This is a genomic window from Pseudomonas sp. Kh14, from assembly GCF_900291005.1.
In the GTDB taxonomy this organism is placed as follows: Bacteria; Pseudomonadota; Gammaproteobacteria; order Pseudomonadales; family Pseudomonadaceae; genus Aquipseudomonas; species Aquipseudomonas alloputida.
The window spans coordinates 100,451-113,578 of the sequence record NZ_OLKJ01000038.1 but is presented as its reverse complement, the minus strand read 5'-3'; the positions used below and the strand labels follow the sequence as shown (position 1 = coordinate 113,578).

The window sequence follows — 13,128 nt, the reverse complement described above, 5'->3', positions numbered from 1 at the left end:
GGCATGGATGACAATCAACTGGAAGACCAGCTTCGACGGCTTCTGACCGGCCTGGCGGACCAGGCCATCGTGCGTGGTGAGCAGTTTATCTACGATGGTGGTGAACTGTATGCTGACGATGTGGCGGAAATCGGGCTGGTGGCGGTGCTGTGCATCGCCCAGGCGCTGTCCGAACGCGCGGGGTTGGGCGGGTTTGGTTATCAGTTCCAGCTGGCGGCGCCGGCCAATCCGGTCTTTCCGATACATGCCAGCGCTCCGGAAGTGCTGCCGGACTTTTTCAAGGTGGCGCCTTTTGTGTCGGCGGTTTTTCACAATGAAGTGATGGGTGCCAGGCAGGATCTGACAATTCTTTACCATGCTGCTGCTCAGCGCTTGCAGCAAGCTGGCTAGTTGGGCGATGACTAGTCGAGCGGGGCAATCCTTCAAGTACTGGAGCAGCCTCGGTAATCTGGATTTGGTATGTTGCATGAGGATGTTCATATGCAAGACGAAGACAACTTGGGCGACAACAAGGGCACGGGTGTTGAGTTGCCTCCCGGCGTATTTCCACCGATGCCCGGCTACACCACTGGGGACCTTCTGGCAGTTGCCAACGCTCCAGTGGAGGCGCTGCTTGAAGCGCACAATATTGATCCCGGTCTGATCCGCGAAACTGTTATCGCGCTGGCCGAGCATCTGTACCGGGCATTTGAGAGGGACGACATTCCATACCAGATCGCCACGTGGTATCAGAAGCCGTATGACGAGCCCTGGATGCGCAAGCGTAGTGTCGAAATAATTGCCGAGCAGTTTGCCATTGTCACCGTGGAGGCGGCTGCGGATTCCTTGGACGGCTCACCGTTGCGGGGCTTGGGCAAGGCGTTTTTCGGCGACTTTATCGAACGGGCCGGTGCGGCCATAAAGGCCCATATTCTGAAGTTGAATGAAGGCTGACGCTTGCAGTTGTTCATAGGGATATGACATGAGTAAGAATGTATACTTTAGCGTGTACTTTGACGGTACGGCTAATAGCAAGGACAACGACAAACCTTTGGGCACCCACACTAACGTGGCCCGTCTTTATGAGTGTGATGCGGCGAAAGGTACCAACCTTTCCCGAAACTCCGGCCATGAGGCCGTCGCCTATGATCCCGCACATTACCTGGGCCTCTCAGAAAAGCTCTACTTCGACGGGGTGGGTAGCCATCAGCGCAGCACACCGACTGCCCTGGTCGAGCGTGGTACCGGGCGCGGTAGCGAGAGCCGTATCGAGCAAGCCTACGAGGCCGTTGTCGCGTTTTGTAACAAGAACCAGGATCTGCAGGTCGACCTGAACCTGATCGGCTTCAGTCGCGGCGCAGCGCAAGCGCGTGCCTTGGCGAACGAGATCATTGATCGGGGTGTACCTAAGCTTGATAGCCAGTGGAAAGCGACCCGGGAGTACCTGATTCCGCCTGGTCAGGCGCAGGTGAACAAACTCGCCATATTCGACACTGTTGCCTCCTACGGCTTGCCCATAACTGAAAGCCACCCTGACAAGAACCTGGAAATAAGCAGGAACGTAAAGTCGACCACTCACCTGGTGGCAATGCATGAGTATCGTACGACGTTTCCGCTGACCAGCGCGTTGCGTAACGACGACAACTCAAGAGTCGAAGAGGTGAAGTTCGCAGGCGCGCACTCTCAAGTTGGGGGCGGCTACCGCAACGATCTGCTGGCTGCTGGTCCACTGGCCTTCATGTACGATCGCCTGAAGTCTGCAGGCGTCGAATTGGCGCCGTTGCCGCCGGAAGAAATGAAGCGCATCGAACAATACAACGCCTTGATCAAGCACCCTGACCGGTTGCAGGATGCGTTGATCGATTCTCGATTGCTCAAAGGCAATGAGGCATTCAGGCGCGAGGCGAACGGTTCATGGACAGTGCTCAACAATCGACCGTTTCCGACGGAGCGTGGTACGGCTAATGTGCTGGGGTGGAAGATCCTGGGGCGTCTGGAGTGGCAGAAACAGCCCTTCGATCACGCGGTGAGCGGCCGGAAAGTCATATTTGAAAATGATGGTTCGCGCGGCGAGCCAGTTATCCGACGTATCGGCAAGGAGCTAGGTCAGAACTTCTTCGGGTGGAGCGACAAGGCCGAAGGTTTTTCGTCGTTGCCTGACTACCAGCCCGATAGCAGCTTCAGCAGCACAGTAGAGGCTCGACAAGAACGCTTCGAGGCAGAAGAGGCTGCGCAGTCACGGAAGCAAGTGGCTGAACTCTCGTTATTGCTCGCGGGCTCGAAACCAGAGATAGAGCACATTCAACGGCTCGGCCTTGAAGAGGTGCCGCTGCCAACCCCGAACATACCGCCGAAGTATGCAGTGCTTCGGATCGACCGCGAAGGCTCATCGGCCTTTGCTGACCTAGGCTTCGAGTACGAGGCCAGCCGTATTGTCGAAGATGCCGGTGACTATGTCCGCAATCGAGGCCCCCTGAGTATTGGTGACCCCATCATGCTCCACGACACCAACGGCAACGTGGTGGGCGGGCTGGAGGCTGCTTATGAGGCGCCGACGTTCGCTGGTGAGTGCGGTGTCCTGATCGCAATCGACATGCGGCAGGTGGCACAAGATGCGCAGGCGGGTTTCCTCCATGATGGCCTCAAGCAGGCCGCGCAATGGATTGCCGAGCGGCCGGAAGGCAGTTTGACGGATGATTACGAAATTCCCGGGGAAGATGGCAAGCCGCTGGTGCGTGCGATGGTTGCCCGCCCAGCCGCCCACGAGTTGCAGCGAACTGTTATCTGGCAAGCTCCCGAGCCCTGACGGTCAGGCTGAGTTTCGCTAATCACAGTAGTAAGGCTTTTTGCTGCCTGCTTGCTTAGAATGCACCTGTTGCCGGCGGTGGTCGGCCATTCAATCGGTAAGGGCGAGAAGATGAAAATCCACAAATACCAGCCAGGCACCTTCATCGAGGTCGATGACATGGCGGGTGGTCGCCGTGTGGGAATGGTCTGCAAGGACGGCGTAACGTTTTGGGATTTGCTCGATTCCGAACGCTGCACACCGCTGACGATTCATCCTTCAATGAATCCGCAGGCACTGGGTACATTGGTCCAGTTCAGTCAGGACAAGGGATTGGTCAGTGCGACCCAGGCGCTAGTTACTTACCTGCAGGCCTCGGGAGATACGCGACTGACTGAAGACCCGCTGTTTGTCATGCGCGCCCTGTGGTTTATCGCAAAAAAGGCGATCACCGAGGATTTTCCTGATTCGGCGACGCTGTCATGGGCTTGCGAGCAGGCTCGCGCTCAGGAGCAAACGGCTGCGCGCATTCATCAGCTGGCTGCGCAGTACTGCTCTGGTTGAGCTGATTTTTTATGGCAACTTTGCATGTTGAAAAATTGATTTTCGGCGTTTCAACAGGGCCGCATTTCCTGCTCTCGACTGTCAGCTGACCTGCCACCGGGCAAGCGTTCAGTCGGGGCTTGGTGCCTCGGGTGCAGGCAGGTTGGCCAATTGGCGCTCATGCAGCGCCGCGTAGCCATCGACTGTGGCGCGCAGTGTTCGCAGTGAATGCCTCGAAACGGCGCCTGGGCTATGTTGGGCGAGCGCTTCGTAGACACTTTGGGCGTCGAGCTGGTGAATGCCGAAGGCTTCATCCAGGGTGGCCTGCTCCACGGTTTGCCAGTCCACTTGTGTCGGCAACTGATCGCGCAGGGCGGCTGCCGCGTGTTTGCCGAAGAGGTGTGCCACCCCGGCTTTTGCTTCCAGGCCTGGCAGGGCTTCAATGCGCGCGCGCAGTTTTTCCTGGCGCGCCCGGCGCTCCACAGCCGCATCCGGCGATGCCAGTTCCACCAGCATTTCACCTACATCGGTGAAGCCTTCGCTGGCGAAGATTTGCGCAACCTTGCGTGAGCGCGCTTCTTCTCTGGGCAGGAAGATCGCCATGCCGTTGTTATACGGCTGCGGCAGGTCGCCCCAATAGTGAGTGGCCTTGAAGTCGCGCAGGGCATCGAGTGCATCATTGAAGAACGCATCCTTGTTCACGGCATAGATGGCGTATTCATCGTTCAACTGAGCGGCGGCCTCGGCATCGAGGCCGTTGCGGACCAGGCGACCCTGCAGCGTAACCGGTTGCTGCAACTGCGTGGCGATATGCCGGGCGGCGACGAAGTGGTGCGAGCCGCCGTTGTTGGCCAGGTACAGGCCAACATCCCAGTCGTAGCGCACCATGAAGTCGCTGCCGCCATGCACGATGCCGATCTCCGGCCAGCCCAGGTTCTGCGCAAGCCCCTCCTGGCTCATGTCGCGAGTGAAAGCCTGGCAGGCTTGCTCGGCCATCTGCTGCAGGGAGAAAAACCTGTACAGCTCGGATTTGGAGGCGGACAGGCCAGTTATCTCACCGATGTCACAGGCAAATTCATGCACGGTTTCGGTTTTGCCCAGCCGCGCCAGTGCGGCGATCTGCCGATGCTCGCTGTGGTAATGGCCGTCGCTGGCGCGCCAGCCCCTGACCTGACCGTTCTGTTCGCTGCCCTGGCCGAAACCGATACGCTGCGACCACTCATGCCAGCGCACCACGCTCGATGAGGCAATGACGGCGGCGGTGTCATCCACCCTCATGCGCAACTTGGGAGTGTCGGCGATGACCCGGCGTAAACGGGCAGGGATGCCCAGGTCGTCCTTGACCGCCTCCAGAAACTTCGCAGCCAGTGTCCTGAAGCTCATGGCGTGACTCCTTTCAGCGCATACAGGTTCGCAAGGCGTTACTGGGTGGCGCGCTGTACCGCATCCGCTGCCTTGCGAGCTGTGCTCTTGATGGTCTTCACCACTGTGCGCATGTCGTACGAGCAGCTGATGTACGTGCTGTTGCCATCTTCATACAGCCACAGGTCGTGGTTACCGACTTCTTTCTTGTACTGGCCGAATTCGTCTTTGGGAATGTCGGCGAGCTTGGCCACTGCCTGGATGCTCTCGCCGGTGAATACGCCGGAGTAGGTATCGAAGTCACCTTCACCATTGGAGCCTGGGTGCATTGCAAGCTTGGTCACGGCGCGGCCGTAAACGTCCAGTGGGTTAGGCACGGTGTACTCGCCGTCGGACAGGTCCGAGGCCTGCACGATGGCCTTGCCGTTGGCGGCCTTGACTAGCGCCTCGAATTGTTCAGGGGAAACCTTGCGCTTGCAGGTCAGGGCCTGAGTGATGCGGGCATTGGCTTCGGCCTGATCGATGTTTGCGGCGTATGCCGATGTGCAGGCGAGCGAAACCAGCAGCGGCAGGGCGAGGTGCAGGGCTTTCATGCGTCAGATCCTTCTGGATGACAAATTGCTATTAATTCGTGTTGTTAGAAAAACGTTTTTTATATGCCTGGAGTGTGCGCTACGCCCTGCGCTTGGTCAAGTGAGTGCCTGCCAGTGACGAAGATTCAAACCTTGACGGCAAAAGGCCCCAAATTCATACTCGCCATCAATTTCTACATTTTTCTAACAGGTCATTTTGATAGATGACAGGGTGTCGAACGTTGGCTGGCACGCAGCGGCAGTTCTTCTGAATCTGGCCGCCCGGCTGACCCTTACAAGGAGTTTCCAGGCATGTCCTACGCATTACCTCCACCTGCCGTGAAGCCAGGCTTCAGGGCCGTGGGCGATCGTCGCGCAGCCCTGTGGCTGCTGTCGGTGCCTCTGCTGGTGGCGCTGGTCGCTTTTACCATCGCGGTGGTTGCGACCTTGATGGGTGAAATGGCCCAAGGGTCGCCGCGCTTCTACGCCGCGGCATTGTCCTTTTCAGCCCTGTTGCTGAGCGTCATGTTGCTGCCTGCCTACCTGCTCAGCCTGGGTTGGTACGCATGGTGGACGCGCGGGGGCGACCATCGCCAGTTGCGCCTTGGCCTGTGGCTCGCACCGCTGGTGGCGCTGCTGTTCGCCTGGTTCCCGGCCACGCTGGTTCCCGGGCTTCAGCCGCTGGGCCAGGATGCCATGGACCCGCTGCGTACCTACTTGCTGGCAGGCATCCTGGTAATGCTGCTGGGGTATGCCTGGTCGAGCATCGTTTTCGTGATCCTGCGATATTGGAGAGATGTATGAGCACCTTCGTTTCCACCCCTCGCAGGTTGCTGCCGCTGGTACTGGCTGCCCTCTCGGTGGCACTTGCCCCGAAGGCTTTCGCAGGGTTCGAGCTGGTGGAGAGCCCCGCCGCCCCGGTGCCCTATGTAGCACCCTCGGCGCAAGGGCAGAACACCGCGCAAATGCAACAGACCATCAATGCCCTGAACATCGAGATCCAGAGCTTGCGGGTGCGGTTGGCTGCGGCTGAAGCCGACGCCAATGGCAGTCGTCAGGAGCTTTTGGCAATCAGGGCGCGACAGGACCAGATCCAGACTTCGATCAACCACATGACGCTCAATTTTGCGTTCGGCCACTCACGCTTCAGCCCCAGCGCCGAGGATGGCGACGTGCTGGTGCGCTCGGCGCAGGACGCGCTGCAGGTGAAGATCGTGGGCTTTACCGACAGTGTGGGCACGGTGGAGGCAAATCGCCGGGTTGCCTTGCTCAGGGCGCAGGCGGCGAAGATGTACCTGGTTCGGCGTGGCGTACCAGCGGCGAAAATCAGCGCCGAGGGGCAGGAGGGCGACTACATCGCTGCGAATGACACCCCCGCTGGCCGTGCAGCCAACCGCCGGGTTGAATTCGAGTTCTTCGGTCAGTACCACGCGAGCACGGCCCTCGCTCGCTAGGTAGCAAGGGCTGTCAGGTCAGGCCTGCAGGCGCATGTTGTCAAGGAACAAGCGCGCCTCGGCGGCGGCGGCGATGGTGGCGTCGGCAGGCGCCTCCCAGGCTACCCCGTTGTAACGCAGGCTGTAGCTTTCGCGGCAGGGGTGAAAGCCGATATGCGCCCAGTCGATATCTTCACTGCCCACCCACTCACCAAGAATCTCTGACCTGGCTACGCCGGCCGCCCGGCGCTTTTCGATCTGCCCGACCACATTGGCGAACAGGCAGAGGTTTTCCAGGTCGATGCTGACCGAGGCAGGGCCGATGTTCAGCACGCCACCGTCATTGCCCGGCGCGGGATGAAATGCACAGTGAAACTGATGGGTCATTGGTACATCCTTGAAGTTTGGGCTGCAAACATACAAAACACGAACGACTGAGGTTTTTGGACCTGTCAGCAGGTTTAAGTTCAGTCTAGTCGAGCCGTTGTGCGGGAGTGGGACCATGTATTCGTTGTGTGAACTCGAGGCTTTCGTGGCGCAGGCCATCAGTGGCGATGTTCTCGCCCAGGCGGGTGGCGGCTTCGTCAGTGTGATGGCCAAGAGTGCGCCGGCCATCCAGAAGGACATTCCGGCAGCTTTCGAGATGTACACGCTGCTGGAGCATTTCCTCAAGTCGCTGCCCATTCGCCAGGCAGCGCTCGGCTTTGACGCGGAAACGCTCGATCTTGAGCCGGGTATTGTCGTTGATCATGACGGGAACAAGGTCGTTGCCCTGTTGCCGATCCAGGCCGGCCAGCTTGGCGAAGTGGCCTTCTGGCTGGCGGACGCGCTGCCCAGCCGGGAGGTCAAGACCCTGCCTGGTATTCTTGCGTTGGTGTTCAGCGTGGAAACCCACGAAGATATAAAACACTTGCTGCCCGAATGGACGGCTGCTTTTTATGTCCAAGGCCTGGCAAGGCACTGTGTGCCGATCCTGGCGCTAAAGTCGGTGCTGGAGGACAAGCGTTTCGGTGGCGATTGGGTAGCGGTTGCGCTGCATCGGCTGGCCAGTTTTGCCTTGCCTCAGGCCGAAGCCCAGCAAGCAGCTGGGAGCGAGGTAAAGACTACGCGTTGAACCCGGCCGACAGTATCGGGTTTGGCATTGACCACAATCTAGCGGCGCATGCTCCGGGAAAGCGCCGATCCGGGGAGATGGCGAAATGGACGATAACTGGGCTGCACGCAAGGGCAACATGAGTCTGGATGGCGGTTACAACGGCTCTGTCCAGCAGGCCATTGCCAACCTCCATGTAGGCCGCGACCAAGGGCGGCAGGAAGGGCTGCAGGAGGGTTATCAGGCGGGCTACCAGGAAGGCTTGGGGCAGGGCCGCAAGGAGGGCTTCAGGAAAGGGCGCTCCCATGGCTATGCTGAAGGCTGGGATGCCGGTGTGGCGCAAGCCAACGAGAAGCTGGAGCCCTTGCGTGGGTATGTGCGCCAGTATTTTGAAGAAACCGTTCAGCTCAGGGCCGAAGCAGAGCGCCTGCGCGAACTGATTCAGCTGATGCACGGACAGATGGCGAAGATGGCGCAGTCGTCAGCAACGCCGCAGGATGACGCGCCCGACCCGACGGTGTGAGTGTTGGCCTGGTAAACATCCAGCCACCAGGGGCGGCAGCAGCTTAGACCTGACGTACCAGCAATTGCCTCAGGTCGCCGGCGCGGCCAAGCGCGCCAAGGCTAAACCGACGGCGAGCGAGTCCGAAGTTGCAGAGCTCAGCACCCTTGGGCTAGGGGGCTGGCTGTTGCGCTTGTGGGGCTGTCGAAGGCGGTTGGAGCGACTCGTGGCCCGGGTTGTCCGGGCCGCCAGCAGCCGGGCCCTCGACGGGCATGCAAACCAAGGCCGTGCGCACCTGGGCGGGGTATTGCTGCATCTCGTAGCCATAGGCGGGCGGCTGCCGCATTTCCGGTGCCTGGCATGTGCCTTCGACCACTCCTTGGCGAGGGGTGGAGAAATCGCAGCGCTCACCTTCGTAGCGGTTCGAGCACGAACGATAAGCTGCAACCGGCGTGACCTGCTTGGGCACCGGCACGTAGATGGTGGTATTGCGCGGTAGCTCCTGCCATTGCTCCTCGGCCACGGGGGCTTCCTGGGCCTGGGCAGTACTCGCCAGAGCCGACATACCGAAGGCCAGCATGAGTGAAATGGTCGCTTTCACAGGTGCCTCCCGGCGTCACATGCCCGGCTCGTAGTCCGAGCCGCTGCGGTTCTTTGGTACAGGGTCGCTGTGGTCCAGCCCGGCATTCACTTCCACGCCGCGCTCTTTCATCTCGCTGATCATGTACTCATAGCCGACCATGAAGTGGGCCAGGTCGTAGCCTGGGTCAGCCTCCTTGATCCTTGAAGTCAACTCGACGATCTCGAGCTTCACCGGGTCGGGCGTCTCGTCGGTGTCCCAACCGTTCGAGCTGGCTTCCAGTTTGTTCAGGTGGAAGGCCTGGCTGAAGGCCTTGCCTTCCACCGTGATTTCCTTGGACAGTTTTTCATACAGGTTCCGGCCACCCAGGCCTTCTTCCAGCTTGCCGTCGATCACCCGCAGGAACTCCAGGTGGGCTTCCGGCGTGGCGGTGATTTCTTTCCAGTTGCTGTACTCGGTCATTCCATTCTCCTTGCGTGGATGATTACGTGCGCCTTCATGGCTCCCTCTGGGAATCGGCTGAGCTGGGGGCTGTCTCAAGGGGTGAAGTCATCGCCCTGTGAAGGGCCCGAAGGCTTGCCGCGAACCAGGCTGACGATGCCTTGCACCATTTCCTTCAGGCGTTCGCCAATACGCTGCATCACTTCCCTCAGGCGCTCCAGATGCGACTGCGTTTCGCCCGCGAAAGCCGGCATGCTGCCCGCATTGCGGTGCATGCTCTCGCTTGAGCTTTCCAGCCGGTTCTTCAGCTTGTCGTAGTGCGGGTTGTCCTGGGTTTCCGGGTTCAGCAATTCTTCCTGGGCGCGCCCGTACTGCCGGGCCCAGCCGGTGAGGGCCTTGTCCATGGCTTTTTTGCTGTTCTGGGCGTCGGGGGACTCACCTACGGCCTGGACGAAGCTTTCGTGCAGGTCGGTGTATTCGCCGTCGGGTTTCATCTTCTCGATCACTTCGGGAACGCTCAGGCCGGTTTGCTCGGCGCGGGTTTCGATCTGCTCGCGCACCTGAGGCAGGCTCCCAGCGTTCCAGAAGGCCGAGTGGGCTTTTTCGTAGTTGGTCGCGGCCTTTTCAACCTGATCTACCCGGTACTCGGAAAGGCGCGGCAACACCTGCACGCGTCCGGTCATTTCTTCGGCCGAGCCGGGCTCAACCGCCGCGCTGTGTTTTTCCGCAGTGGCCGATTGCGCTGAGGGCACCTGTGCATCCTGAACTTGCCCATCCCCACGCAGGGCAGAGGCCAGGGCACTCGCGCCCTTGCCGATACCTTGCATGGCGGCGCCGGTGAGCGAGGCTACGCCCCCCACCAGTTGGGCGCCGCCCCTGAGCAGTGATTCGGCACCGTTGGCGTCCCGCGGGTGCTGTGGCTCCTGTTCTGCCGGTTCTGCGGGTTTCGGTGGCTCTGCAGCGTTGCTCGCGTTGTCGAGAAGGGCTGCGTTGATGCGGCGTACTTCATCAGGGTCGAGGGACGATCCTTTGGGTTTCACCTCCCCGGCAACCTTCATGATGGCGTCAAATACGCTTGGGTCGATATCTGGCGCGGCGCCTGGCGACGGCCTGGCGTTTGTTTGCTGGCCGCTATTGTGGGCCTGCAGGGCAGCCGTATCGATCGAATGCACGCTCCAGCGACCTTGTGTCGACTGTTCGCTGCCGGCTTCGGCGCCACCTTGGTAATCCAGTTGCACGGGTTTGCCGACGGCGGGTGCTGTTTCGCGCATGGCCTGTTCAAGGCCTGCCCCCCAAAGGGTCTGTGGACCGGCAGGTGTTTGCAGGGTTACGTAGTAGCTACCCTGCTTGGCAGGGTCGTTTTGATAGGGTGCTGCGCCATGATGGACCAGGATGCCTGCATAACTCCGCCCTGGCTGGGCTGTTTGCCCGGCAGCAGAATCAGCGAAGGCTTGATCAGGCTTATCGAGTTCTTTGGGTTCCATCTGTGTTTACCTTTCGTGGGCGCCGCGTTATTCAATGGATCTGGAAACAGCTCCTCTCTGGGCTCGCTGCTGGGCCCTGTCGGTCTGCATCCGTTGACCTGCCAATTTCTGCGACGCGTAAACGGCAAGCAATGCTTCAACTTTTTCCTTCTTGCGATAAATCGCTTCCGACAAATAATTACCGACACCGACCGCCCGGTTGTAGTCGACCCACAGGGCTCGGCTGGAAACATGGGTGATACTGTTGTTCCACTCGGCATCGCTGAAGCGCCGGCTGGCTTCAGTCGCCAGCATTTCTGAAACCGACATGGTGTCGTAGCCACCGATCGGAGCGGTGGGCAAGGCACCATAGCCATCAGCGTCGGACAAGTACATCGCAGGCGTCTTGCCATCCGCTTCGGCCAGCGCTGCATCGGCGTTGGCTGCTGCCACCTGGACAGGCTCAGCCGTGGAGTCTGGCGCAACCCCGCCCGAAGGTACATTACCGAAAAGGATCTGGTGCTGCGCCTTGGTGTCTTTGCCGAGGATTGGATAATGCTCGGGATGACCATCCTGGATGGCGTAAGTTTGGCAGAAATAGGGGGCCGGGTCAGTCTTCCAGCCAATGTCAACCTGCGGTTTGACCAAAGGGGAGGGCAACTGCGCCGGGTTGAAGGGCCCTCGATGAGCATTTTCCCTGAACGCCTTGGCCCTGGCCTCGTCTTTTTTCGTGGTGCCGTAGGTAAAATGCAAGTGTTTCGTCATGGACGTGCTGGGGGTGTTGCCTGACAGGCCAAGCTGCTGCCCCGGCTTGACCGTGACGCCCTTCTTGATGCCGTTGGCAAAACCGCTGAGGTGGTAGTAGGCGACGATATCGCCATTGGCCCGCTGGATCAGTATCGTATTACCCGCAGATCCGCGAGAGCCGGCGAAAGTGATCTTGCCCTCGGTGGTGGCGTATACCGGTTGCGATGTACCGCTGGTGGAAAAGTCCAGGCCATCGTGCATGTGCGCCTTCTGGTTGGCCGAACCATGGTTGGCCGCGCCGCCACCCCGGAACTTGCCGAAACGACCGGAAACAATTTCCTTGTCGGTGGGGGACACCATGCAGGTGTCCGCAATGGCGCCGTGGGCACACGCCAGCAGGCTCAGGCCGGCGAGGCCGCGCAGGATCGTTCTGTTCATCCCTTGCGCTCCGTCACTGCACGCTCTGCTGTACGTTCTGCCTGGCGGCATTTTCCGCTGCCCGGGTGGTCTGGGTTTGCGCACCCGCGGCAGTTACCGACATGGACACCAGCGAAGCGAGTTGGGCCTCCATGCTTTCGTACTGGCGATATTGTTTTTCCAGTATGGCCAGGTCCAGCGCCTTGATCTTCAAGATCTCGATCAGCGCCCCTCGCTCGTTCTGTGCGGCCATGACCCGGGCCCAGCTGTCATATTGAGGCGTATTGCCCGAATAGCGTTTGACCTCGTTGCGAAAGTGCACGGCCAGTGGCAGGTCGGTGCCTGTTTCCGTGCCTTCCACGCCGGAATAGTCGAGCTGGATTGCTTTCAGGCTGGCCAGTGCCGGCGATACCAGCGCATCCTTGCGGGCCTTGGAAAGCGCGTAATCTTCGGTGGCTGCGGATTTGCCTGCCGATGCTGGCACCGGGCCGTCCGGCAGGCCGGCTACGTTATTGACGAACCCGACTTTCGCCTGGTACAGCGGCTCGTTTTCCATGACGGGTTCGAACAGGGTGGCCACGGTCAGGTCGGCGCCCGGCAGCGAGCCGACCGATTCGCACAAGCCTGAATCTGCCTGGTCCTGGGTGCAGAACTGCTTGCGCGCCTTGACCAGTGCAGCCTGGGCGCTGATGGGCTCGGCGTAGGTGCCTGGTGCAGCCACGATCTCGGACTTGACCCGCTGGCGCACTTCGGTGCCCATGTCGGCATCGCGGGCACTGATCAGCGTTCGTGTCGCATAGACCGAGCAAGGCGAAAAGCCTTGGCCGAATTCGCCACCGTAGTCGAAGCGTGACTGCTTGACCCGCTGGGTCTGGGCCAGCACCTTCAGCCCCGTCGCCGTTTGCTGGGCAGCATTGTGCCCAGCTTCCGCGATCTGGTTTGCCGCCAGGGCTTTCTGCTTGGTCAGGATCGCGATGGCCGAGGTCAGGCGCTGGCTCTCGGTTTCAAGCAGGGCCGACAGCGAAGCATCTACCCCGGACACCAGGCCGTTGAGTGTCTGGGTGGCCGCAGTGAATGCCGGCGCTACGGTATTTTCCTGATACTGGGGTGGGCAATAGGCCCAAGCCAGCGTAGAGGTCAGCACAAGCGAAGCACCCAGCGAGACCTTCCATTTGCGCGCTTCACGCGCTGCGTCGAAATCCTTTTTCATG

At 60.2% G+C, this 13,128-nt stretch carries 16 protein-coding genes; 8 read left to right on the top strand and 8 right to left on the bottom strand.

Annotation, left to right across the window (positions count from 1 at the left end; all coding sequences use genetic code 11):
• Positions 1-3 precede the first annotated feature (3 nt).
• From FQ668_RS22925 to FQ668_RS22910, 4 genes are all read left to right on the top strand, one after another.
• On the top strand, positions 4-390 hold the full coding sequence (locus tag FQ668_RS22925; protein ID WP_014592453.1) for a hypothetical protein: 387 nt from the start codon (positions 4-6) through the stop codon (positions 388-390).
• 90 nt (positions 391-480) lie between these two features.
• Entirely contained in the window at positions 481-933 is a 453-nt protein-coding gene (locus FQ668_RS22920; protein WP_014592452.1) for a hypothetical protein, read from the top strand.
• A gap of 28 nt (positions 934-961) precedes the next feature.
• Positions 962-2,785: a DUF2235 domain-containing protein gene (locus FQ668_RS22915; RefSeq protein ID WP_019438937.1), complete on the top strand. Its 1,824-nt coding sequence runs from the start codon at positions 962-964 to the stop codon at positions 2,783-2,785.
• Positions 2,786-2,896: 111 nt separating this feature from the next.
• Entirely contained in the window at positions 2,897-3,328 is a 432-nt protein-coding gene (locus FQ668_RS22910) for a hypothetical protein (protein WP_241791621.1), read from the top strand.
• Between the two features lie 108 nt (positions 3,329-3,436).
• Here the strand turns inward: FQ668_RS22910 and FQ668_RS22905 are convergent, their stop codons facing one another.
• Both FQ668_RS22905 and FQ668_RS22900 read right to left on the bottom strand, forming a co-directional pair.
• Positions 3,437-4,690: a DUF6685 family protein gene (locus FQ668_RS22905; RefSeq protein WP_070384374.1), complete on the bottom strand. Its 1,254-nt coding sequence runs from the start codon at positions 4,688-4,690 to the stop codon at positions 3,437-3,439.
• A gap of 38 nt (positions 4,691-4,728) precedes the next feature.
• Positions 4,729-5,262 carry a hypothetical protein gene (locus FQ668_RS22900; protein ID WP_014592448.1) on the bottom strand — a complete coding sequence of 178 codons (534 nt, stop codon included), beginning with the start codon at positions 5,260-5,262 and terminating at the stop codon, positions 4,729-4,731.
• 291 nt (positions 5,263-5,553) lie between these two features.
• Here FQ668_RS22900 and FQ668_RS22895 point away from each other — a divergent pair, with 291 nt between their 5' ends.
• Both FQ668_RS22895 and FQ668_RS22890 read left to right on the top strand, forming a co-directional pair.
• Complete coding sequence (locus tag FQ668_RS22895) at positions 5,554-6,045, top strand: hypothetical protein (protein WP_014592447.1); 492 nt, start codon at positions 5,554-5,556, stop codon at positions 6,043-6,045.
• Positions 6,042-6,695, top strand: coding sequence for an OmpA family protein (locus FQ668_RS22890; protein WP_014592446.1), 654 nt, complete (start codon positions 6,042-6,044; stop codon positions 6,693-6,695). Before FQ668_RS22895 ends, FQ668_RS22890 begins: the two co-directional genes overlap by 4 nt.
• Before the next feature lie 18 nt (positions 6,696-6,713).
• Here FQ668_RS22890 and FQ668_RS22885 read toward each other — a convergent pair whose 3' ends face one another.
• Positions 6,714-7,061, bottom strand: a complete 348-nt coding sequence (locus FQ668_RS22885; RefSeq protein WP_014592445.1) for a hypothetical protein — start codon at positions 7,059-7,061, stop codon at positions 6,714-6,716.
• Positions 7,062-7,176: 115 nt separating this feature from the next.
• Between FQ668_RS22885 and FQ668_RS22880 the strand changes: the two genes are divergently transcribed.
• Together FQ668_RS22880 and FQ668_RS22875 are read left to right on the top strand one after the other, a co-directional pair.
• Entirely contained in the window at positions 7,177-7,788 is a 612-nt protein-coding gene (locus FQ668_RS22880) for a hypothetical protein (RefSeq protein WP_019438941.1), read from the top strand.
• A gap of 85 nt (positions 7,789-7,873) precedes the next feature.
• Positions 7,874-8,290 (top strand): hypothetical protein, encoded by a 417-nt coding sequence (locus FQ668_RS22875; RefSeq protein ID WP_064490862.1) that lies wholly within the window; start codon positions 7,874-7,876, stop codon positions 8,288-8,290.
• A gap of 151 nt (positions 8,291-8,441) precedes the next feature.
• Here the strand turns inward: FQ668_RS22875 and FQ668_RS22870 are convergent, their stop codons facing one another.
• From FQ668_RS22870 to FQ668_RS22850, 5 genes are all read right to left on the bottom strand, one after another.
• A complete protein-coding gene (locus tag FQ668_RS22870) occupies positions 8,442-8,870 on the bottom strand; it encodes a hypothetical protein (RefSeq protein WP_014592442.1) in 429 nt (142 codons plus the stop codon).
• A gap of 15 nt (positions 8,871-8,885) precedes the next feature.
• Positions 8,886-9,311: a hypothetical protein gene (locus FQ668_RS22865; protein WP_014592441.1), complete on the bottom strand. Its 426-nt coding sequence runs from the start codon at positions 9,309-9,311 to the stop codon at positions 8,886-8,888.
• A 74-nt stretch (positions 9,312-9,385) separates the two neighbouring features.
• Complete coding sequence (locus FQ668_RS22860; RefSeq protein WP_014592440.1) at positions 9,386-10,774, bottom strand: hypothetical protein; 1,389 nt, start codon at positions 10,772-10,774, stop codon at positions 9,386-9,388.
• A 27-nt stretch (positions 10,775-10,801) separates the two neighbouring features.
• Positions 10,802-11,938 (bottom strand): M23 family metallopeptidase, encoded by a 1,137-nt coding sequence (locus tag FQ668_RS22855; RefSeq protein ID WP_014592439.1) that lies wholly within the window; start codon positions 11,936-11,938, stop codon positions 10,802-10,804.
• Positions 11,939-11,951: 13 nt separating this feature from the next.
• Entirely contained in the window at positions 11,952-13,127 is a 1,176-nt protein-coding gene (locus tag FQ668_RS22850; protein ID WP_014592438.1) for a hypothetical protein, read from the bottom strand.
• Position 13,128 lies beyond the last annotated feature (1 nt).